This window comes from Clostridium chromiireducens (genome assembly GCF_003575225.1).
GTDB classification, from domain to species: Bacteria; Bacillota; Clostridia; order Clostridiales; family Clostridiaceae; genus Clostridium; species Clostridium chromiireducens.
The window spans coordinates 661,550-685,404 of the sequence record NZ_QXDJ01000003.1; the positions used below are offsets into that span (position 1 = coordinate 661,550).

Annotated in this window: 20 protein-coding genes and 1 pseudogene; 3 read left to right on the forward strand and 18 right to left on the reverse strand. The window is 30.2% G+C overall.

Annotated elements, in window-relative coordinates:
* Nucleotides 1-18: 18 nt before the first annotated feature.
* From D2A34_RS14575 to nifH, 12 genes and pseudogenes are all read right to left on the reverse strand, one after another.
* Nucleotides 19-804 carry a beta/alpha barrel domain-containing protein gene (locus tag D2A34_RS14575; protein WP_119367130.1) on the reverse strand — a complete coding sequence of 262 codons (786 nt, stop codon included), beginning with the start codon at nucleotides 802-804 and terminating at the stop codon, nucleotides 19-21.
* Nucleotides 805-887: 83 nt separating this feature from the next.
* A complete protein-coding gene (locus tag D2A34_RS14580) occupies nucleotides 888-1,808 on the reverse strand; it encodes a homocitrate synthase/isopropylmalate synthase family protein (protein ID WP_119367131.1) in 921 nt (306 codons plus the stop codon).
* 224 nt (nucleotides 1,809-2,032) lie between these two features.
* Nucleotides 2,033-3,271 (reverse strand): annotated as a pseudogene (nifB, locus tag D2A34_RS14585) (nitrogenase cofactor biosynthesis protein NifB); the annotation flags it as partial.
* A gap of 196 nt (nucleotides 3,272-3,467) precedes the next feature.
* Nucleotides 3,468-3,851, reverse strand: coding sequence for a P-II family nitrogen regulator (locus D2A34_RS14590; RefSeq protein WP_119367133.1), 384 nt, complete (start codon nucleotides 3,849-3,851; stop codon nucleotides 3,468-3,470).
* 23 nt (nucleotides 3,852-3,874) lie between these two features.
* On the reverse strand, nucleotides 3,875-4,201 hold the full coding sequence (locus D2A34_RS14595; protein ID WP_119367134.1) for a P-II family nitrogen regulator: 327 nt from the start codon (nucleotides 4,199-4,201) through the stop codon (nucleotides 3,875-3,877).
* Nucleotides 4,202-4,359: 158 nt separating this feature from the next.
* Complete coding sequence (locus D2A34_RS14600) at nucleotides 4,360-5,331, reverse strand: substrate-binding domain-containing protein (RefSeq protein WP_119367135.1); 972 nt, start codon at nucleotides 5,329-5,331, stop codon at nucleotides 4,360-4,362.
* Nucleotides 5,332-5,479: 148 nt separating this feature from the next.
* The gene (locus D2A34_RS14605) at nucleotides 5,480-6,823 is read right to left on the reverse strand and encodes a nitrogenase component 1 (RefSeq protein WP_119367136.1); all 1,344 of its coding nucleotides are present in this window, start codon (nucleotides 6,821-6,823) and stop codon (nucleotides 5,480-5,482) included.
* On the reverse strand, nucleotides 6,808-8,343 hold the full coding sequence (locus D2A34_RS14610) for a nitrogenase component 1 (protein ID WP_119367137.1): 1,536 nt from the start codon (nucleotides 8,341-8,343) through the stop codon (nucleotides 6,808-6,810). Before D2A34_RS14610 ends, D2A34_RS14605 begins: the two co-directional genes overlap by 16 nt.
* Nucleotides 8,344-8,479: 136 nt before the next feature.
* A complete protein-coding gene (locus D2A34_RS14615; RefSeq protein ID WP_119367138.1) occupies nucleotides 8,480-9,865 on the reverse strand; it encodes a nitrogenase component 1 in 1,386 nt (461 codons plus the stop codon).
* 52 nt (nucleotides 9,866-9,917) lie between these two features.
* Nucleotides 9,918-10,259 (reverse strand): Fe-only/vanadium nitrogenase subunit delta, encoded by a 342-nt coding sequence (locus D2A34_RS14620; RefSeq protein WP_182629396.1) that lies wholly within the window; start codon nucleotides 10,257-10,259, stop codon nucleotides 9,918-9,920.
* A gap of 24 nt (nucleotides 10,260-10,283) precedes the next feature.
* Complete coding sequence (gene vnfD, locus D2A34_RS14625; protein ID WP_119367140.1) at nucleotides 10,284-11,699, reverse strand: nitrogenase vanadium-iron protein, alpha chain; 1,416 nt, start codon at nucleotides 11,697-11,699, stop codon at nucleotides 10,284-10,286.
* A 22-nt stretch (nucleotides 11,700-11,721) separates the two neighbouring features.
* Nucleotides 11,722-12,546, reverse strand: coding sequence for a nitrogenase iron protein (nifH, locus tag D2A34_RS14630; protein ID WP_119367141.1), 825 nt, complete (start codon nucleotides 12,544-12,546; stop codon nucleotides 11,722-11,724).
* Nucleotides 12,547-13,404: 858 nt separating this feature from the next.
* On the opposite strand from nifH, the gene anfO reads away from it, so the two are divergent.
* Nucleotides 13,405-14,040 carry a Fe-only nitrogenase accessory protein AnfO gene (gene anfO / locus D2A34_RS14635; protein WP_119367142.1) on the forward strand — a complete coding sequence of 212 codons (636 nt, stop codon included), beginning with the start codon at nucleotides 13,405-13,407 and terminating at the stop codon, nucleotides 14,038-14,040.
* A 73-nt stretch (nucleotides 14,041-14,113) separates the two neighbouring features.
* Nucleotides 14,114-15,082 (forward strand): hypothetical protein, encoded by a 969-nt coding sequence (locus tag D2A34_RS14640; protein WP_119367143.1) that lies wholly within the window; start codon nucleotides 14,114-14,116, stop codon nucleotides 15,080-15,082.
* A 97-nt stretch (nucleotides 15,083-15,179) separates the two neighbouring features.
* Here D2A34_RS14640 and D2A34_RS14645 read toward each other — a convergent pair whose 3' ends face one another.
* Nucleotides 15,180-16,154, reverse strand: coding sequence for a substrate-binding domain-containing protein (locus D2A34_RS14645; protein ID WP_119367144.1), 975 nt, complete (start codon nucleotides 16,152-16,154; stop codon nucleotides 15,180-15,182).
* Nucleotides 16,155-16,457: 303 nt separating this feature from the next.
* Here D2A34_RS14645 and D2A34_RS14650 point away from each other — a divergent pair, with 303 nt between their 5' ends.
* Nucleotides 16,458-18,008: a hypothetical protein gene (locus D2A34_RS14650; protein WP_119367145.1), complete on the forward strand. Its 1,551-nt coding sequence runs from the start codon at nucleotides 16,458-16,460 to the stop codon at nucleotides 18,006-18,008.
* A 209-nt stretch (nucleotides 18,009-18,217) separates the two neighbouring features.
* Here the strand turns inward: D2A34_RS14650 and D2A34_RS14655 are convergent, their stop codons facing one another.
* The 5 genes from D2A34_RS14655 to D2A34_RS14675 all read right to left on the reverse strand — a co-directional run bounded on the left by D2A34_RS14655 (nucleotide 18,218) and on the right by D2A34_RS14675 (nucleotide 23,848).
* Nucleotides 18,218-19,315, reverse strand: a complete 1,098-nt coding sequence (locus D2A34_RS14655) for a FecCD family ABC transporter permease (RefSeq protein ID WP_119367146.1) — start codon at nucleotides 19,313-19,315, stop codon at nucleotides 18,218-18,220.
* 38 nt (nucleotides 19,316-19,353) lie between these two features.
* Nucleotides 19,354-20,460: an ABC transporter substrate-binding protein gene (locus D2A34_RS14660; RefSeq protein ID WP_119367147.1), complete on the reverse strand. Its 1,107-nt coding sequence runs from the start codon at nucleotides 20,458-20,460 to the stop codon at nucleotides 19,354-19,356.
* A gap of 322 nt (nucleotides 20,461-20,782) precedes the next feature.
* Nucleotides 20,783-21,565, reverse strand: a complete 783-nt coding sequence (locus D2A34_RS14665) for an ABC transporter ATP-binding protein (protein WP_119367148.1) — start codon at nucleotides 21,563-21,565, stop codon at nucleotides 20,783-20,785.
* Entirely contained in the window at nucleotides 21,562-22,641 is a 1,080-nt protein-coding gene (locus tag D2A34_RS14670) for a FecCD family ABC transporter permease (protein WP_119367149.1), read from the reverse strand. Before D2A34_RS14670 ends, D2A34_RS14665 begins: the two co-directional genes overlap by 4 nt.
* 103 nt (nucleotides 22,642-22,744) lie before the next feature.
* The gene (locus D2A34_RS14675; protein ID WP_119367150.1) at nucleotides 22,745-23,848 is read right to left on the reverse strand and encodes an ABC transporter substrate-binding protein; all 1,104 of its coding nucleotides are present in this window, start codon (nucleotides 23,846-23,848) and stop codon (nucleotides 22,745-22,747) included.
* Between the last annotated feature and the right edge of the window lie 7 nt (nucleotides 23,849-23,855).

A 23,855-nucleotide genomic window follows, 5' to 3' on the forward strand; every position in this document is an offset into this window, starting at 1 on the left:
AAGACAAACCAAAATAATTTAAAAATTATTTTTCACTAATTTTTTATTTCTTTCTAAAAAGACATCTGATATTCTAATAAATTCTTGTAGGTTGCAATTTCCTGTTCTTTCTCCAATACCATCTAATGTACAATCGACATACTTTGCACCATTTTTTACAGCTTCAAGTGAAATAGGAATTGCCATTCCAAAATCATTATGGGCATGTATTTCAATTTCAATACTTGTATTATCAATTATAGTTTTAACTGCACCACCAACTATAGAAGGCATCAGTATTCCTATTGTATCTGCATATCTTACTCTTTTAACATCAAATTTTTTAACAATTTTACATAAATTAATAAGATAATTTATATCTGCTCTTGAAGCATCTTCAAATCCAATTGTAACCTCATAACCATTATTCTTTGCGAGATATACACATTCTCTTAAATTTTCTTCAACCCATATTTTATCTTTTCCCAAATTTGAATATATTTGTATATCAGAAGTAGGTACACTTATATGAATTATATCTGGTTTACAATCTATTGAATTTAATATATCATTCTTATTCATTCTATTCCAAGTAGAAATTAGAGACTTCTTTCTAGCAACTAATATTCTCTTAATACACTCCTTCTCTAAGTCTCCCATCGCAGGTATTCCAGCTTCTATTTGATAAATATTATTTTCGTCCATATATTTTGCTATTTCTATCTTTTCATCAATTGAAAAAGCTTTTCCTGCACATTGTTCTCCGTCTCTTAAGGTAGTATCTACAATATATATATCTTTATTGAATTTTCCTTGTGAATTCATTGTCTTATCACCTCATTCTACTTTTATAGTTTAAAATTATATAAAATTCTGTGTTTTCTTATTTGACTATATAAAATAATATCTCAATATAAGTTACTGCATTTCATATAAATTTCTTTTATTTCCTGATCCATTAGTCCTCTCCTTTTTTCAGTACTTATATTTCTTACTTCTTCTAACATGCTAACTAAATTACAATATTTATATTCTATGTCCAATTCTTTTAACTTAATTTTCAAAGCACTAATTCCTGAATGTTTTCCTATTATTATTTTTCTCTTTCTTCCAATTTTGCTAGGATCATAAGGTTCATAGGTACTTGGATTTTTCACAATTCCATTTACATGTATTCCTGATTCAACATTGAAAATGTCTTTTCCTATAAATGGCATATTTGATTTAATTTCACTTTCAGTTATTTCTTCAAATAACTGAAGAACTTCTGGGAAGAGAACATAATCCCCTCTTATTTCCAACCTTTCCAAAAATCCAATAGACCCTAAAATACTTTCTAGAGGTGCATATCCTCCGATACCTGTAAAAGTTGTTACTATTTTTTTACCTCCAGCTCTAATCCACTCTAAACTCATAGCTATAGATGATCCATATTCATTTTTAATGCACATATCAATATCACAACCAAATGACTTTTTTATATCAGAAAATATCTCTTCATAATCATAAAATATAAGATCATCTAATCCAACGAATCTAATATTTTCATTGTTATTTATATCTAATGACTCTTTAGAAATATTTTCAAAAACATCATGTTTCCCCATAATTTCTATCAAATTATTACTTAACTTAAATTTTATGTCTTCTGAAAACGGACCTAGTTCTTCATATAATTCTTCAGTAATTTCTATATAATCGCTTCCTATTGCATAAATTAATTTTACTAATTCCCGCAGCTGTGGAATTTTTTTTCTAATCTTTTCTCCATATATTGAATCAAGCACAACTAATGTCTTATCAGTAATTTCTAGTTTTCTGTTATTCATAATTCCACTCCTTTTCAAAAATATTTGTTGGGATAAATACTAATTAAACTGTAGTAATCTTTATCTGATGTCTAGCCACTGTAACACTCCCCATCCGAATCAAGTTTCACTTGATATAAAAAGAGCTTATTTAGTGTAATGTTATTAACATTACACTAAATAGGCTCCTTTGCCGCTAAAAAAACAATCCAGGAATTAACCGCTCTATCAAGTCTTCTATTTATCTAAACTCTTAAAATATCTTTAATATCCTCATCTTTTAAAATAGATTCAGCAGCCTTTTCTACTGCACTCTTTACCTCATCGCAACTCATAAACACATCTATATCTCTACCTTTAAGCTTATTTGTAGGACTACTTCCTATTCTTAATGCAATTACTCCATTACAATCTTCTACTACATTTATTAATTTTTCAAATTTATCTATTTCATCATCACAAACATCTTTACCATTACAATACTGTTCAACATTTCTTTTTTCTATAAATGTCACACTGCCTTTTTTATAATCATATATGTAAAATTCCGTAGCATGTCCAAAATGTAAATCAACTATATTTCCTGTTTTTGATGCTACTGCAAACCTTAATGTTTTTTCTGTATTGATATGATTGTTGAATTTTTGAGATTGATCATCTCCAAGCAATCCAACAGCATCAGCTCTACATTGTTTACAGTGATACATTTGTTTTATATTTCCTTCATATTTTTTTCTTAAATCCATTATTTCCTTATTACTTGTAAGTGGCATATTTTCAAATACACTGCCTTTAACAGGTATCATTTGCATTATATTTGTTATTGTTGCACCTAATTCTTTGACTTTTTTAGTTATATCTTCTATATGATGATCATTTATCCCCTTAAGCATCACAATATTAATCTTACACACAATTCCTCTATCTGTTAAATACTTAAGACCTGATAGTTGATTAATTAATAATATTTGCGCTGCCTCTTCACCAGTGTAAGTAACTCCTAAATAATCTACATATTTATATACATTAGCAGTTATCTTAGGATCTATAGAATTCATCGTAATTGTTACATGACTTACTCCTAAATTAATTAGCTCTTGTGCATAGAACGGAAGCATTAATCCATTTGTTGAAAGACAGAATGTTATATCATTATCATCTTCCTTTATTAGCTTAAGAGTTTCTCTTACTGCATCAAAATTAGCTAGTGCATCTCCTGGGCCTGCTATTCCAACAACCTTTAAGTTATCCATCTTAGATTTTACCAGTTTGTATTTTGCAAACGCTTCTTTTGGAGATAATACCTCAGTTGTAACTCCCGGCCTGCTTTCATTAACACAATCAAATTTTCTCAAGCAATAATTACAACTAATATTACACTTTGGAGCTATAGGAAGATGCATTCTTGCATACTTATGGGCTGATGAGCAGCTAAAACAAGGATGGGTTTCTGTTTTTTCTTGTATAGCTTTTATATTAATTTTTTCCACAATAATTCGCCTCCTTATAAAATAATTATTAATCAAATTTCTATTAAGCAGGAATGCATGTCCCGTAGATATATCTTGCTTTTTCTAATCTACAGAACTTGCACCCATTTAACATATCTTTTAGTTTATACTTAATTTCACACACTATACTTAATTTATAAGTTACATTTCATTTAATTTTTACACACTATTATAATATTTCCATTCCTAATTTTCCGTCTCTTACTCTATAAGCTTCCTTTACTGGTAAAACAAATATTTTTCCATCTCCAGGAGATCCTGTTGAATTAATTGCTAATACTGTATCTATAACTGTCTTTACTTTATCATCACTTACCATTAAAGTAATTAATCTCTTAGGAATTAATCTACCCTTTTCAGATACACTTTCATCGTAAGATGCTGGCACTTTTTTTCCCGCATGTATATAAGTCTCTGCTATTGCTTGATCTATTGATTTTTTTCCTCTACCAAATACTTTAGTAAACGTAACTGCAGGAAAACCAGCTTCATAAAGAGCTTCTTTAGTTTGACTAACCTTATTTAGTCGGATAATACACATTATCTCTTTCATAATTACTTCTCCTCCTCGCTTTTTTACAAGCCTTGCTTTCCACTACTAACTGTATATACCTCTTCAACTTCTGTTACAAAAATCTTTCCATCTCCAAAGGTTCCTTTATCTCCTGTTCTTGAATTATCCATGATAATCTTTATTACTTCATCCTTATCATCATCATTTACTGTTATCATAAGCATTTCTTTAGGAAGCTCATCGTATTCAACACTCCCAACTCTTATCCCCTTTTGTTTACCTCTCCCAAATACATCCATCTTAGTAATCTGAGGAAATCCGGCTTCTAATAATGCTGCCAAAACCCCATTTACCTTTTCTGGTCTGATAATTGATCGAATCATGTACATAATTTAACCACTCCTATCTTTTAATATATTACTAAAGCAAGATTTCATTATTATTAATTATGACATCTGCTTTGGTACCAAAATTAATGTTTCTTAAAAAAAAGAAGTCTAATCCATTACATGAATTAGACTTCTTTGTCACTATTGTTTTATATATTTTAGGTTTCACCGACTATTTCACCTATTCGTGAAACATCATATCCTCCCAAACTAGATACTTCTGCCTTAAATCCTTCAGATCTAATAATATCCAAAACAGCATTTACTCCTGGAATATTTAGATCCTCTTTCCTAATGACTATATCATATTGTTCTTTTTGAAGTGGTACAAATTCTACATCCCTAACTTGATAAGATGCTTTTTCTGAACCTAATCCAAAATCTGCTTCTCCTCTGGCAATAGCACTAGCAACCGCTATATGTGCAAGACACTCGCGTTCATAACCTATAATTTTATTAGATGGAATCTTCATTTCCTGTATTCGTTCATCTAATAAAACCCTAGTTCCACTACCTTTTTCTCTATTTATCATTGTAATATCGCTTCTCTTTAAATCATCCCAAGTTAAAATGTTTTTTGGATTTCCTTTTGCCACATAGTATCCTACGTTTATATACGCTAGATTTATCAAAATACAAGGGGTACCTGGAAGCATTTTCTCAACAAAAGGAATATTATAAATTCCGGTTTTACTATCCCACATGTGAGTTGTTGCCATAGTTGCCTTGCCTTTATAGAGTGAATATAAGCTATTATAGCTACCCTGATAATATCTTAAATTATGGATACCACTAACACGCATTTCTAAATAACGAGATAATATATCTAAAATTATATCTTGACCACAAATAATAAATTGGGATGACACATTATAATTTGTAATAAATGAGTTATTGAGACTTCCAATTAACGGAGTTGTATGCGTTTCTTTAAAGCTACCTTCCTCAGAATTTACTACTGTCTTTGTTTTATTTTTATATTTTTCTACGTCTTTTAAATCTATGCGTAATTTTTTTCCGACCTTATATGAGTTTATAGAATTTTTCTTAATCAATTCATAGACAGTACTTTTAGATATCTTTAACATGTCAGCAACTTCTTGAGGGGTCAGTGGGGTATTATTCTCCATAACATACATCCTTCTTTCTTAATGTAATACAATACTTTTACTATAGCAATAAACTTATGTCATTTCAATAACCTGTAAAAGGTCCCAATTTCTAATTCCTCCGTCATGCTGCTTTAAATTCCTTAACATTTTTATAAAAATATGATATCTATTTAAAATTTTCCGCCCAATCAATCTCCTTTGATCGATAAGATCTTTCCCAATCATTCCCTATTATCTCTAATATATTAAGCATTCCATCATATCCCATATAAGCTCTATCAACATACACATCTCGGTTTGTAGGAGAAAAATTATCAAAAGAAAGTTTAATTCCAATTTCTTCTCCTATATATTTCTCCCATGAAGAACCTATTATAGAATCCACATAAACAGATTTTAAAGCTTCTTTTATCTGATAGCCATCAACGCCAAAAGCAACTTTCGGATTAATACATAATTCTTTTAATTCCTTATCTAAAATTTTACTCATTTCACTGTTACTTGATCTTAAAAGTATTAGTTCAGGAATCATTTCTAATTCCTTAAATAACATTCTAATAAGGCCTATTCCCATTGTGGCATCGGCTGATATTGCTATCTTACAGTTACGATATCTCGGAATAATCATAAGTGCTCTTCTTCTAAGAATGCTAATTACAGAATCTTCTCCTTGTTTAATTAACTTTTCTACTCTTTTTTCAACTTTGAAATATTTGCCTAATTCCCTTAACCATCTTGCTGTATTTTCCAAACCAATTGGAAGCGGAATATCATTAAGTATTAATGGAATATTAAATTCTTCCTCCATCTTCTTACAAAACTTATATCCGACATCTTGACTGAGTAAAATATTCGCAGATGCTTTACTTGCATCTTTTAAATCTTCTAAAGAAATGTCATATGGTATTACAGTTTGAACTCTTATTCCCAAAAAGTCCAATGAACTCTTTAACCAATTTAAGTCTGCCCACCACGTTGGATTTATGCTGCCTTGAGGAGCTATTATATTTACAGTATTGGCGATTTTATCTTCACTTTTTTCAATAAAATTCAATAATTCCTTAAGACCTATATCTATACCGTCATAAGTATTTCCTCTAAACCCACCTGCAAATACTGGTATTAATTTAGATTTAACTTCACTTTGAAGAGAATCACATAATCCTTTAATATCTTCACCAATAATATCTGCAGCACAAGTTCCTACTACAAACATTACTTTTGTATTAAAAGTATTATCAGCTTCCTTTATAAGATTTTCAAGTTTTTCTGCTGCACCTAGGATGATATCTGATTCAAATAATCTTGTACAGCCTACTTTTCTCTTAGTAAAATCAACTTCATGACTATCAAAAGCTGATGCAACTGTAGATGAACATCCTTGAGGAGAATGTATTACTATACTTACATCTTTTATTCCAGCTATTACACTTGCAACTCCCTCAAGAGCACATCCTATTAAAGGATCTTTGCTATGATTACAATTACTAAACTTTAACTCATCATACATTTTCCCCTTCTCCTTTCTCCATACATAGTACAATCAGGAAGGTCATTTCCAAGCTTAGACGTAAGCGAATTTGAAGTTAATCCTACATTTTCTTCTGGAAATACTATTTTCTTAAACATTGCACTACGTTCTCTAAATGAATATTGAAGGGCGGTGTTAATACATTTAGCAACCTTCAATGCACCTTTAAATCCAAATCTAGGTCTATTTAAGATTGCATTTAAATCAACAACAGGAATCTTAGGAAAACTCAACGAAGAACCAAAATAAACTGTAGTTTCCGGCTTTAAATCTCCAATGAAATTCATTAGTTCTTCCTCTGTCTGTTTCATAGATTCATATTTTCCGAAAGCTAATGTTCCTTTTGTAATTAAGATTTTAGGATCCATACCTGTCTCTAATAAATAGTCTATGCTAGTTTGTCTTGCATCTGTGCTCCAAGGATGAAAATTATATATTATAGGATCCATTTCAAAATCTCTTTCTAACATATGTGCTATAGATAAACATTTTACAGCATCATGCCCTTCTATTATTGCCGTTTTTCCTTTTAACTTAGCTTTAGCTTCTTCAAATTCTTCTTCTATTTCTTTAAATTCTTTCTTTATTAAGGCTTCAGCCTCAGCTTCCATATGTAAATATTTTGCTGCACCCATAAGCCACTTTTTTGTTGCTTCTATACCATATGGTAATATTGTTGAATTTAATGGCGTATTAAATTCTTTTAGCATAGTATTTCCTATAGCATAGCCTATATCTAAACATAAAGCACAATTAACTGCTACGCTTGGTGCTTTCCTTAATTCTTCTAATGTACAATTACCTGCTATAACAGAATTAACTTTAGCTCCCATATCTGTTACAAGTCTTATTAATTCTTTAACATCTGTTTGAACTTCCGTTCTCTCAGCACCCATTTTACCACCAACAATATTTACTGAATATTTTAGTTCTTCTTTTAAATCTTCATTTGGCGGATCCATAAGCTTTACTATCTGTTCAAAAACCAAATCAAATCCACTTCTATATTCTCCTGCAAACCCTTCACAATGTATTGCCATAATTTCCGCATCTATTTCTTTACTCTTTTTTTCAACAATTGCATCTATATTATCTCCTATAATGCCTGTAGCACAACTCGACGCTACAAAAATCACGTCAGGATGATATTTTTCATATACTTCTGAGATTGCCCCATCTAATTCTTTATCCCCTCCATAAACTACTTTCTTTTCATCCATGTTAGTACTTATAACGGGTTCATATATTGATCCACTATTACGAGAATTTGTTAACTTATAGGTCTTTTTAACTCCATAAGCACACCCGCTTGGACCATGTGTAATAATAACAGAATTATTTATTCCACTTAATATTTTGGTTGCTGTCCAAAATTTACAAGGACGTGTATGACTACCTTGAAGACTTGTTGGAATTTTTCCTTCCTTTGCTAACTTATACAGTTCGCTTAATCTTCCTTGAAAAACTACACTACTATCATTATCTAACTTTTTATTCATAACAATCGCCCTCCTTTTAATATAAATTTTTAATTGAATTATTAATAAGGAATATGTCCTAATACCTATATTAGGACATATTCACAATATTATAAAATGGTGAGATTTTATCAGTTTTTATTATAGGTATAGGTTTTTACCAAACATTTAATACCCATTCTCTTTCATGCTTATACTCCATATGTGAGAATAATGCATTTGCAATAGTTTCAGCCAAATATATAGCTCCATTGTAACCAATTACTGGATTTCTATATAATCCTGCTCTATCAAAAGTTGGGAATCCAACTCTAACCATAGGAATTTCATTGTCAATAGCAACATATCTGCCTTTTGAATGTCCCATAATTAAATCTAACTCAACTTCTTTATTTTTTATTCTGCTTTCTAAATCCCATAAATCCGCATTAGTAATAATTTCCATATCGAAATCAACTTTGTTTTTTAATTCCTCAATTCTTGTATCTTTGGCATATCCTTTATTATCATCGCCTAATAATAATAATACAGGTTTCATTTCACATTCTATGCAGAATTCTGCTAATGCTAAAACTAAATCAGGATCACCATAGATAGCAACTTTCTTATCAGCAAAGAACATATGTGCAAGGTCAGCTATTGCATCAATTGCTTTACCACGTTCTATTGCCAAAGACTCTGGTACTTTTCTATCAGTTAATTTAGTAAGGTTCATTAAGAATTTATCTGTATTTTTTATTCCTATTGGCATACTATCAATTACTGCTGGTACCTTAAACTTAGTTTCTAAAGTTTTAGCTGCTTTACCACCTTCATATTTACATAGAACTACTGATGCTTTTGCATTAGCACTATCTTCTAAATCTTCAACAGTAGTGCTTCCATGGGCAAAAGAATCTTTACCTGGCATAGTTGGAGCATCAAAACTCTCAGTATCCATCAAGAAATTACCTTCTATTTGCATTTCCTCGAATATATGTTTAACTTCTTTTACATCTCCTGGATTTACCCAACCAGTAAACACATTAATTTTGTTATTTTTCTTGCCTTTTTTAGCTACCTTTGTTACAATGTCATTAATAGCGTTATCGTAACCACTTATTTGACTACCGGTATAGCTTGGTGTGTGGACTGGTACTAAGATTACTTCACGATCAGGGAATTCCTTCTTAATTCTCTTTTCTAATTTTAGTACTAACCCATCTACATCATCACCTATTGTTTCAGTTGAACATGTTGTTATAATAGGAAGAATTCTTAAATGCGGATATCTGCCTATCATTGTTATTACAGCCTCCTCAGCTTGAGATAACCCACCAAAAACAGCAGTACTCTCATGAACTGATGATGAAGCAATATCAAAGTTCTCATTAAAATGTTGTGCGAATAAAAGTCTTACGAACATACAACATCCTTGACCACCATGAACTAATGGTATACAATCTTTAATTCCTATACCTACAAATTGAGCACCCGCAGGTTGACAAGTGAATATAGGATTTATTATTCCTTTTCTTTCTTTTTCCTGTAAAGAACAAGACATACTTTCACCTCTTCTCCTAAATTAATGCTTTTGTGTTTTAAAAATATCGCCTTTAATAATATCCAACATTAAGTTCGCCATTTAATGAATTTGTTACCGTAACATCAATTAATTTTGCCTTAACTCTGTCTATTAACTCTGCAATACCCTTTTCATTTAAACCTTCTACAAATTTCAAATCTCTTTTAATATCACTTACAACAATTTTAGCTTCACTATAATAATGTCTATCTGTTAAGCCATCGCCTAAAGAACATTTTCCGGTTATTAGCAATTCTTTTGCTGCATCCAAAATGCCGTTAATGTTATTTTCTCTATCCCAATTTCTTGAATAGAATTGCCATAAATATTTTTGTTGAATATATTTATATAATTCATTTACATTACTTTCCACAATCTTCACCTCTCTAAATAAGTATTAAAACGATCCACTTATTATTGCTTTTGATTGTGCCACAATATCATCAGCAGCTAATTTCATCATTGGGCTGTTTACAGCATTATATATATCTCTTGCCATATTTACTGCACCTTCAAATCCCATATATGGACCATTGTGATAAGCATGTCCATTAACATATGGTAAATGAACTTTCTTAATAAGCTCTCCAACTCTAGGTCCTGTGAAAACTACATCTGGATGTACCATTTCTAACACATCAAAGAATTCTAGTTCATTAGCATCATCAATATATATAGCACCTTCATGACCTCTTGAAATAACTTTTTCAAAATCTTCTTGATGACCGAACTTTGAAGACATCGCAACAACTGTCATTCCTAAATCATCTTCTAATGCTTTAGTCCAGTGCCACAATCTTGGTCCTCCTGTCCAAATAGCAACTTTTTTACCACTTAAACGTTCCTTATACCAATCCATTTTAGCTTTGTATTTTTCCATTTCTTCTTCAATAAGAGCTTCAACTCTATCTTCAATACCAAAGAATACGCCTACTTTTCTAAGTGCTTCAGCAGTGTAACTAAATCCCCAAGTATCTACATCAAGTCTTGGAATCCCGTATCTCTTATTAAGTTCATTTGCTAAATATCCTGCTGATCTCGCGCAGTTTACAACACTTACTTGTGCTCTATGCATTGAACGACACTCATCATAAGTTGCATTTCCAGTAAAGTCAGCAACTATTTGAATTCCTAACTTTTCCATATAACCATGTAATACATATGCATCACCTTGAATATTATAATCACCAATTAGATTAACTGTATATTCACTAGTTATTTCTGGCTCAACAGTTCCAACTTTTTCATTTATCCAACCAATATTAAGAACATGGTGACCCTTAGATTGACTTACACCTGCAAATCCTGGACATTCAACAACGAATATATCTACATCCCCTAATTCTTTTTCTACCTGTTTTGCAACAGCCTTAGGGTCATCCCCTATTAATGCAGTAGCACATGTTGTATAAACAAACATTCTCTTTATATTTGGCATTTCTTTAAAAGCTTCAATCATACTCGCTTTTAATTGTTTTTCTCCACCAAATACAACATTACTTTCTTTCATATTTGTTGACCAAACATATTTCAATTGGAAGTTGTCGTTATCACTTGGATATCTTTTTGTATGCCAAGTATCATAAGCGCATCCAATTGGTCCATGTATCATTTGAATTGTATCTTTTAAAACTCCACCTATAACCAGCTTAGCTCCACAGAATGCGCATCCTCTTTCTGATAATGTACCAGGAATAGTTTCCTCATTTGAAAGTGGTAAAAACTCTGTTATATCTTCTCCTGGAGCTTTTATATAAACATGTTTTTTACGTTCTGGTATAAGCTCGTCACTTTTAAACAACGTTAATGGCATTTGCTACACCTCCTACTATTTTTTATTCAGCTATTCCGTATTTAACAACCATAGCTTCTAATTCATCCATACTTAATGGAGTTGGAATTACAAAATTTTTATTATTTATGATCTTTCTTGCAAGTTCGCCATATTCTTTAGCTTGATTACATTCTGAATCATATTCCATTACTGTTTTCTTATTGAATTCTGCTACTTGAACTACATTGTCTCTAGGTACAAAATGTATCATTTGAGTTCCAAGTGCATCTGCAAATTCTCCCATAAGTTCTTTTTCTCTATCAACATTACGGCTGTTACAGATTAATCCACCTAATCTAACTCCACTTTGATTTGCATATTTAAGTAATCCGCGGCAAATATTGTTTGCTGCATATACTGCCATCATTTCACCTGAAGTTACAATGTAAACTTCTTGTGCTTTACCATCTCTGATTGGCATTGCAAATCCTCCACATACAACGTCACCTAATACATCATAGAATACATAATCAAGATCTGAAGTATATGCTCCTAAATCTTCCATTAAATTAATTGCTGTTATAACTCCTCTACCTGCACATCCAACTCCTGGTTCTGGACCTCCAGATTCAACACCTTTAATTCCTAAGTAACCATCTTTAACAACTTTTTCTACTGTTATTGCATCTTCACCTTCTTCTCTAAGCATGTCCATTAGAGTATCTTGTGGTTTACCTCCTAGGATCATACGAGTTGAATCTGCTTTTGGGTCACACCCGTGAATAAATACCTTTTGATTGTAGAATTTAGCCATTGCAGCTGCAGTGTTTTGTTGTGTAGTAGATTTCCCTATTCCACCTTTTCCATAAAATGCGATTTTTTTCATAATAAAAACTCCCTTCATGTTTAAATATTTTTTTATATATTTTAATCATTATAAATAAGAAGCAATATTATTTATTGATAATATCTTTTTTCAATAATATAAATCTTATTTTTTAATGATGTAAAATCTAATAATTATATATAAAGAATATGCGCCATTGCACTTGTATGAAGTTTAATTGTAAATTCAAATATTTTTGTATCTTAATTACATAAAATTTAAATATACATCTTTGTATAAGGAAAATTTTTAGATTTGATTAAGAACAAATACTGTATGTTATAACTACTTTAAGTAACTTAACTATACGTCTTTGTATAATAGAAGCTTTAGAATTATAAGATATTGCGTTATAACTATCTAGGACTATAATTATACGCCTTTGTATAAGAATGTTTAATTGGAATTACTGAAATAAAACATGAATACCTTCAATTTTTTCTATATTCCATTTAATCACGTTTTGTATTATTTAATTTAAGAATTAATAGTTGTTGTACTACTATTTTTTGATCTTGTAGTTATTCTACGTTCATTTTAATTATTTGTCAATAGTTTTTGGGTTATTTTTTCCGATTTGTTATGTCTTGTGTTGTTTAATACAAATTAGCACTTTTCATTCTTGTCTTGTTGTCATTTTACGCACTTTTTTAGCTATTGTCAACATGTTTTTATGTTATTTTTCCCATAATTAACAATAAACTTTCTGTAAAAATTAATTTCTTCTAACAAAAATTAGTTGATTTTATATATCATCACCTCTATAATTATAACAATACATCATGTTTAGACCAATTTCACACAATTCGTCTGAGTTGATTGTATTCGAATATATTATTTTTTAGGAGAGTGATTTATATGAATTCAATTGCAGTTTTATTAAATGGTAATGGTGAGACATGCTCTTGGCTGGATGATGGAGAAATTAAACTTTATAAAAGAGAAAATCAAGAATGGATAGAATCTAAAAGTCTGCCATATTCAATCTCAACAAATAGCAACATCATTAATATAAGAAAAAACTTATCTGACTTAGTAGAAAAACTTGATGATTGCAAAGTATTAGTCGCAAAAGAGGTTTCAGGGCAGCTATTTAGTATTTTAGAATCATATTTTTTCAATGTCTATGAACTCAGTGGAACACCAAGTAACTTCTTAGAATCCGTCCTTATATCTGAAACCAAACTTCAGAAAGAAGAAAAACTCTTAGCATCTCAAGCCTCAAACAAATTTTTCCCCGAAAAAATAGATAATTACGGAAATTACACTATTGATCTAAAAAAACTTTTACAAGAGGATGGAACAGTTTCATCTAAACAAATTTTAATTCCATTTTTAAAAGACGAAGAATTCGAAAGTTTAGAAGTCGTTTGTGATCATGTTCCTAAATGGTTTGACAGAGAATTAGCTCATATGGGCTACAACTTTCACACCATTACTCGTAAAGACGGTAATATCAGCGTATCAATTTTCCCTAAGCGCAACTCAAAATAAATAACTTAATAAGAATGATACAAAAACCAGTTTAAACTAGTGATTTTATTGTAAATATAGAGGAGGAATAACAATGGAAACTTCAGTAACTAATTATGGATCAATTTCAGGAATATCTAGTTATAACCTATACGAGAATGGCAACTTAAAAGATTGTACTACTAATAAACCTAATATTTTAAAAACAAAATATGGAAATTTGATTCCTCAATACGACTATATTGATATTAGGCGTAAATATATTAAATCAATTTCGTTTTATCCAGACGGAGTGATTCAACGTATTTCATTAAACAACCAAACACCAATCGAAACGTCTATAGGAATTATAAACTCTGAATTAATCACATTTTACCCTAATGAAAATATCAATAGGATTTTTCCTTTAAACGGACAACTTTCTGCTTATTGGGACGAGGAACAAGAATATAGCTTGAGTAAAGAAATAAACTTAACCCTCCCTTTTGGAAATTATAATTTAAGAACAACCGGAATATATTTTTACGAAAATGGTAATGTGAAGGGCCTATCCCTATGGCCAAAAGAAAGATTAGAAATTAATACACCTCTCGGCATACAATCAGTTCGACTTGGTTTTTCACTTTATGAAAACGGAAATATAAAAGCTTTCGAACCAAGCGCTCCAATTTCCATTCCAACTCCAATAGGAAACATTTCAGCATTTGATGCAAATAATTACACATTCTTTAAAGAAATAAAATCAGTTAATTTTTCCGAAGATGGCTATATTGAATCTCTTCTTTCATCAAAGAATAAGGTCACAGTTATTGATTCTCTTGAAAAAGTCTATGAATTCGAACCCAAATCTTATGACGATCTTGGTAATGGTGATTTTTATATTTATCCGTTAAAAATAAATTTCTTCGACACTTCAGTTTCATTTGATGATGGCGTTAAGTTTGAAATTGAAGAATGCACCTTTATAGTTGAGGAGCTTCAATTAGATGATACTCCTAAATGTACAAGCGATTGCTCAACTTGCGGAGCTGCTTGTTCACCTGGTGGCATTTCACTTGTATAAATAACCCGAAACTATTTTGCATGAATATTATATTAAAATAAAACTTTATAGATATCTATAAAGTTTTATTTTAGGATTAAATAATATATTTATGCTTTTAATCCTGCAAAATAATCTTTCCCGTCTCACTGATGTCGTATCCACCTATTCCAAGCAGCTCTAATTGAAATTCTTTTGAATTAAGAATTTCCAATACAGCTTGAATTGGCGGAGTATCCAAATCTTCTTTCTTCATTATTAAATCATACCTTTCTTTTTGTAGTGGTATGAAGTCAACATTACTAACCTGAAGCGAAGCTTTTTCATTTCCTACTCCTACATCTGCATCACCTCTTGCAACAGTACTTGCTACAGCTAAATGCGATAATTCTTCATTTCCGTAACCACTAATTAGCTTAGGAGATATTCCTAGTTTCTTAAGCTTTTCATCAATTAAAACTCGAACACCACAACCCTTTTCTCGATTTATCATCAAAACATCTGCACGAGTTAAATCCGACCAAGTATTTATATTTTTAGGATTGCCTTTTGCTACATAAAACCCTTGCATTCTGCAAACCAAATGGACAATAGCACAAGGAATACCCGGAAGTAACCTTGGTATGTAAGAAAGATTGTACTCATCAATATTTCCATCCCACAAATGAGATGTTGCAACAGTTACATTCCCCCTATATAATTCAACCAAACCATTATAACTACCTATGTAACACCTGAGTGCTTGAACCCCTTTAGGATGACGTTCTAAATGCCTTGTTAATACATCAAGTAAGATATCCTGACCACAAATTATAAAATCTTTTTTAAAATTTGTAACCGGTAGAAATTGCTTCGAATTATAATTAATACCAAACAATTCCTCATTCTGATTTGTTTTCACTTGAATATTTTGCTTTAGATTAGTTCTGCTTTTATTTTTATATTCTTCAATATCATTTTCATCAATACGAACTTTTCGTCCAACTCTATATGAAGGAAGCTCTCCTCTTTTAATCAATTCATAAACCGTATTTTTCGAAATATTTAGTATTTCAGCAACTTCTTGAGTAGATAGACCTGCACTTGATTTCACTTTAAACATCCACCTTTCAATCATCTAGTAATATACTTATTATCTGATAGATTTATATGTTTTTCAAGCATTCTGTCTTAATTATGAAACTTTTCATATATTATCTAACAAATTAACACTTTCTTATTTACAAATTTTAAACAAAGCTATTGCAATACTAAAGTATACACTTTATAATATTTTTAATACCATTTCGTAGTGTTTTATACAATCTTGTATCGTTATGTAATGAATTATTTTAAACAAAGCATATGAGTTATTAATGTCATATGTTTTCCATTTCTTCAAGGGGGTGTTTTGCAAATGGAATCCATAAGAAAAACAGCATATTCAGATAATCTAAATATTGAAAGCTTTTCAAAAATGCTTGGAGAAGAATGGAATATATCTTCATCAATTTTTAAAGATTATATTTTAGCTAATTTAAGCGTATCTATAGCCAAAAATAAGGAACTTATTAAAAACATCAATAAAATATATCAATCGGATATGATTAAATATAATAATGCTGCTATAAACTCAACTTGTATTAAACACGTTATCATGACTCAAGGTACTCTTGAACAGGAAATTCACGGAAGGAAAGCATTAGGAATTCTGTTAATAGCTGAAACAGACTACGTTTTAAGAGACACTATAATTAACTTATTAAGAAAGTTTTATCCTGTGCTTTTTAACGCTGCTAAAAAGCACGATAAAAGAGATTTAGCAAAAAGATATCTTAAAATGGATGAAATCACGAGAAAAATCGAAGCAAGACTAGATGCATCGATGTATTTCTATTTTTGCCTATATCGCTCAAAAGAAGTAGTTGATCAAGGTTTCGTTCTTTCAATAATTGAAGATATGAAATATTTTGAATTTTATGATCCAATAACAAGAATAATTGATAAAGAAATTGAACTTCATAAAAAAGAAATACAGGAAATCAAAAGTTTATTAAAAAAAGAATTTGGAAAAATAAATAATTATAAAGATATTTTAAGAAATGATCAAGAAACCATTAATGAATTTGGTGAAATATTAGAAAATATCTTTATCATAAATAAATATGATATCAATCATCTTTTTTCTAATTCAGATTTTCTAAATATTGATGAAATAATATTATCCTATATAAAAAGAAAAACCGGACCGATAGATATGGATTTATTGTTTCAAACTTTAATTAGCGGTATTTTTATAAAATCATTAATTAATGAATATACGAATTCTAGAAATATATACTTTAATAATAATACTGATACATCTTTATTAGAAATAAATTCTTTAGAAAAAAAACTAGAAAAATCAGAAGAAGAAAATACTAATCTAATAATAAACATTAACTCTCTAGAAAAAGAAAATGAATCACAAAATACACTTTTGAATAATATAACAAATGATTTAAATAAAAAACATAATTTTGAAATATCAACTCTAAAAAACAGAATTGAAGAACTTGAAAATCAATTATTATCAGAAAAAAAATATAGAAATGAATTAAATGAAATAAGAGAATATTTATTTAAATCAAATAATTCTTATGTACCGAAACTTCCTAAGAAGACATTAGATTATTTTATTGCACTATATAATATAATTATTATTGGAGGCACTAAAGAATGGCGAAGAAAATTCAGAGAAAAATATCCTACTTTACGCACTCTAAATGGATTTAATGGAAGTTTTGATCCTAATATTTTAATAAATTATGATTTTGTTTTTTTCTATACAGGATATATGGATCATGCCACTTATTATAGGGCAATGAATTTTATACGCCCCCATGATATGAAGTTCGGGTATATCGGAAAAACAAATATGGAATTAGTTGAAGACGAACTCATTGATGAACTCGAAAAATATAATTAAAATAAATATTATTCATTTAAACTCTTAATAGATAAATAACATGTAACTTGTACCTATGTGATAATTTAAAAATCATTATTAAATCAAAACAAGTTGTCCTTTATTATAATTTAGGACAACTTGTTTTATTGTACTTTTTATTAGTTGACATTAGAAATATTTCAAGTCAACTATTGTCGTTGATATAAATATTTATATTTTCTATTCTATTAAATGAAATTATCTCTATTTGATTTAAGTAGTAAGTAGAAAAATAATGGTGCTCCAATTAACGATGTCAAAATACTAAGCGGAACTTCTTTAATTAAAATACCTCTAGCAATATCATCAACTAAAAGTAAAAATATACTTCCAATTAACATGGAAACAGGTAATAACTTTTTATAATTGGAACCTACTATAAAACGTGCAATATGCGGTATTATAAGACCGATCCAGCCTATTTCTCCACATATTGACATAGATGATGCAGTTAATAAAGTCGAGCATATAATTATTACTATTCTTGTTTTATTAGTATCAATTCCCATGGCTTGTGCTTCTTCTTCCCCAAATGATAGGATATTTAGTCTCCACCTTATCAAAAATAACGGAACAATTCCTAAAATGAATGGAAATATTAATATAATTAAATCTTTGTTTCTTATAGAAGACAGACTCCCCATTAACCAAAATGTAATTGCTGGCAATTTAGTTTCAGGATCAGCTACATATTTAGCAATCGATATAAACGATGAGAAAATTGTTGAAATTACCATACCTGTTAATATTAAAATCAAGACTGTGTTATTTCCTTTACTAAGAAATTTACTAATAAAATATGTTAAAGATACTGCTGTTAGTCCAACTAGAAGTGACGATAATTGTATACCTACTATATTCCAAGATAATAAAATTGCAATGGCTGCTCCAAATCCCGAACCAGCAGAAACTCCCAAAATATCAGGTGAAACCATTGGATTTTTAAACATACCTTGATATGCAGCTCCTGACGTAGCTAAGGCAGCGCCTATTAAAATAGCCGCAAAAATTCTAGGAATACGTATATTAAATAGAGCTGTTTCCATAGTAACATCCCAGGTAACTTGTAAGTTTAATAATTTTCCTATAAAAATCTTAATCAATTCAGGTAGTGAAACAGCATAATTTCCTATAGAAAATGATAATAGAAATAATATAATTAGCAAAATTACAAGACTATAAATAATAATATTATCTTTAAGATTATTATTCTGTTCACTAGATAGATGATTTCTAAATAATCCTTTCCCCAATCTAAGTCTGCCTACTGGTTCTATATTAATCACTCCTTTAATAACAAATTTTTCAAATAAAGATTTAACTTTTACTTATTCAATGCAGCATTATTCAATAACTCTTTAACTTCATCATCGGTTAAATTATATTTATAAAAAGTTTTATAGAAATTCTTTATTTCTGTATTTATATCTAACTTTACGTAGTCAGGATATAATAAATTTGCTAGCCATTGTACTCCAATTATTCTTACAGCTGACGGTGGTCTATCAAAGAAATTAAATGGCAAAGCCGGGATTTTATATACTTTTCTATCCTTTACTGCCTTTATATTTGCCCACTTTTGATCACTATACACATTCTTAAAGAAATTTCCTTTAACTGCTGTGGCACCTTCTAAAATAACATCTGGATTCCAAGATAAAACTTGCTCCATGGATACACTTGCCATAGATCCAACCTTTTCTTCAGCAATATCTGCAACGTTTTTGCCTTGTACTAAATCTAAAACTTCAGTATGCACATTACCTGAAATATCAGTTTGAAGTCCTTCTCCACCTTCAGCATAATATACCTTTACCTTTTTATCCTCAGGTATTTTTTTCACAAGAGATTTTATATTATCAATAGTTTTCCTCGAATAATCTGCGAGCTCTTTTCCACGTTGCTGCTCACCAAGGCATTCACCTAAAAATTCATATACTTTATCAGTAGATTCTAAGTCTGTTGATACTTTTACAACTGGAATTTTCAACTGTTCTTGGATATCATCCGCTGGATAAACCTCATCTTCATCTGAACAAACAATTAAATCAGGCTTTAATTTTAATACACTTTCATAGTCTAGCTTTTTATCAGAGGTTGTCCCAAGTACAGGCAAATTAATAAATTTTTCTCCTAGATATTTTTTAGCCTCCGGCTTTGGTGTGAAACTTAATCCCACTAACTTATCAGGATTTAAAGTATACAAATCAACAGTAGTATTGTTACTAAGAGAAACCACCTTATTGACTTTTGTTGGGATTGTAACTTTTCTTCCTGACATATCAGTTACTTCTTTAGTTAAAGCTTCCTTATTTTCAGTTGTTTTTTCTTGTGATGTTTTACTACATCCTACAAATAGAAATACACATGTAATTGCACATATTATTTTAATAACAAAACTTTTATAGTTGATACTAATATTATTTTTCATAAATATACACTTCCTTTACTATCTTTTATTTAATTTTTATTATTACTATAAAATCACTTAACATTCTTCTTTAATATAAAGATTTTTAAATACTTCTGATTTATAGCACTATTTTTGTATTGTTAAAGACCAATAATATAATTTGATACCACTCGAAATAAATATATAAAATAAAAACTTATTGAATTTTTAATCCCCATCTTCATCTCCTCCTTTAAAATCTGTTTTCATTTTTCTCTTTTTGTAAAAAAGCACTAGATAATTCATAAAATTAAACTTTTTCTGTATTTAGCTAACATAATTCATTTTCTTATATTACTATTTAATTTAACAACGGCACACATGTACTTATTTCTTCTCCATTACTTCCTATAGTCTTGACTATGCTTACCTTTACGCCATAAGCCTCTCTTAGATTTCTTTCTGTTACAATATCATTAACAGAACCAACTTTAAATTTATTATTTCTTTCTAAAAGTGCCACCTTTGATGAACAAAGAAACGCATGATCTGGAGAATGGGTCGTCATTATAATAGCTAACCCCTTTTTTGCCAACTCATTAACTTGCTGCAACAATCTTACTTGATTGCCATAATCTAAGTTAGAAGTTGGTTCATCCATAATTAATATCTTTGGCTGTTGTGTTAGAGCACGAGCTAACAATACCATTTGCCTTTCTCCACCGCTAATCTCTGTATATATCCTATCCTTTAAAAAATATATACCTAATGCTCGTAAAGATTCCTCAGCTATCTCTACGTCCTTTTTAGAAGGCGAGGACATTGCTCCTATATATGCTGCACGCCCCATAACAACAACATCTAATACTTTGAATTCAAAAGACGAGTTATGAGCTTGCGGAACATATCCAACAGCTTGGGCTATTTTTTTTCTAGGCCATTTGCTTATATCTTCCCCATCAATCATCACATTTCCGCCTTTGACCTTTAAAAATCCCAATAAGCTTTTAAATAAAGTGGTTTTTCCAACTCCATTTGGTCCAAGTAAACATAATACCTCTCCAGATTCAACAGTTATTGAAATTCCATTAACTACTTTTCTATTTCCATAACCACATATAATATCTTTTATTTCCATTATCATTCTTTTTGTCTCCTCTCTTTAAATAATAAGTACAAGAAAAATGGAGCACCTATTATTGAAGTTAAAATACCAATTGGAATTTCTATACTTAATAAACAACGCGCTACATCATCAACTATAAGCAAGAATATACCACCGATAAGTGCGGATGCTGGTAATAAAACTTTATAATTGGGTCCAACAATAAGTCTTGCAATATGAGGTATTATTAGTCCAATCCAACCTATCATTCCTCCTATAGATACAGCTGATGCAGTAAGAAGAGTTGAGCAAAATATTGTTAATGCTCTTATTTTTCTGGTATCTACACCCATTCCTTGAGCTTCTTCTTCACCAAAAGAAAGTACATTTAATTTCCATCTTATTAAAAGGAGTGGGATAATCCCAACTAGGAAAGGAAATATCATAATCAATAAATCTTTTAAACTTACTGATGAAAGCCCCCCCATCAGCCAAAATGTTATAGCTGGAAGTTTGTCATCTGTATCTGCTAAATATTTTGTAATAGATATAAATGAAGAAAATAATGTATTAACTACCATTCCAGTTAATACCAATGCCAAAATGTTATTATTTGATCTAGCGACACATTTGCTTATTATAATTGTAATTAATACTGCAGCTAATCCAAAAAGAAATGCTGATATTTGAATTCCTGATGAACCAAAAGATAATAAAATTGCTATTGCGGCACCATATCCTGCACCAGATGATGCTCCCAATATATCTGGAGATACCATAGGATTTTTAAACAAACCTTGATATGCTACTCCCGCAATAGCCAAAGCAGCACCTATTATAACGGCTATGAAAACCCTGGGGATTCTTATCTTAAACAATACAGTTGACACAGATTCAGGCCAACTTACAGCACCTCCAAAAGTTTTATATCTGATGATTTCAAAGAGTTGATTTAATGTAACTGAATATCTGCCAATTGTAAAAGAAAAGAGAATAGCTGATATTAGAACCGCTAATAAAACTAACAAAATGGAACTCTTACCTTTAACATTTCTGAATATATCTACAGTAATTTGTCTTTTTTCACTTTTATTTGTACTTAATTCATTAACCATTAATATTGTCACTCCTTAACACAAACTATTTTTATTTAATAAAAAAGTACTATTTAAAAGAAACTTTCTTTTAAATAGTACTCACCATTGAGATTGTTATAGATTATGACTTAGGATTCATAATATCATTTATTTCCTTTTCACTTAGGTCATAATTATAATATGTTTTATAGAACTCTTTAACTTTTTGCTTCATATCTAAATCTTCAAACAAATCCGGATGTAATATTTTACCCAACCACAAAGGCTGCAGTGCACCTTCAGCACTCCTTACTGACCAAAGATAAGTTCCTTTTGGATTCAAATAAACTTTATTATTTTTCACAGCACTAACATCCTGCCATTGACTTCCATTTGATTTATCCATTATATAATCATAAGCATCCTTAGTATTAGCTATTATGACATCAGGCTGTTCTTTCATCAGAAACTCAAAATCTTCTGATACTGTTCCAGATGTTGGACCTGTAGATATGTATTTTGATACTATATTCATCCCCCCTGCTGCATTTATGTACTCTGTATTTATATCTTTATCTGGAATAGTACTTATTGAACCCTTCGAACCATTTCCACTTGCTACAAAAACCTTAACTTTATTTGCTGATTTAGTTCTTTCTTGCACATAATTCATATTATCAGTATAATATTTTACAAATTCTTCTGCTTTTTTCTCAGCGCCATCCCCAAGAACTTGTCCAACAAGTTTCACTGTGTTTTTCATGTCATCTGTAGTTACTAATTTGACTCCAACCATTGCTACCCCAGCCGATTCAATCTGATCTCTCTTATTCTCATCAATAGATGAAAATACAACTTGAGGTTTTTGTGCCAAGACAGTCTCTACATTAATTGTTCCTGAACCTGCTCCAGAATAAGCTGATGTTACTTCTTTTATCCTTGGATATACAGTAGCAAAAAAACTATTCTTCAACGAATCTTGTGTTGCCACTATTTTTTCTCCACCACCTAACAATAATACTATCTGATTTAATGCACCAGTTGTTGAAACTTTATCAACTTTTTCAGGTAACTTAATATTATGTCCAAATGCATCTGTAATTAATCTTTCACTATCTTTCTTAGTATTTTCCGTTTGTGATGTTTTATCAGCAGTGCTAGTAGTTTCTTGCTTAGCAGCGCATCCCCCCATCATAGCTACAGAAAATATAACGGTAAAAATTATCATAATTGCTCTTTTCAACATTATCGCC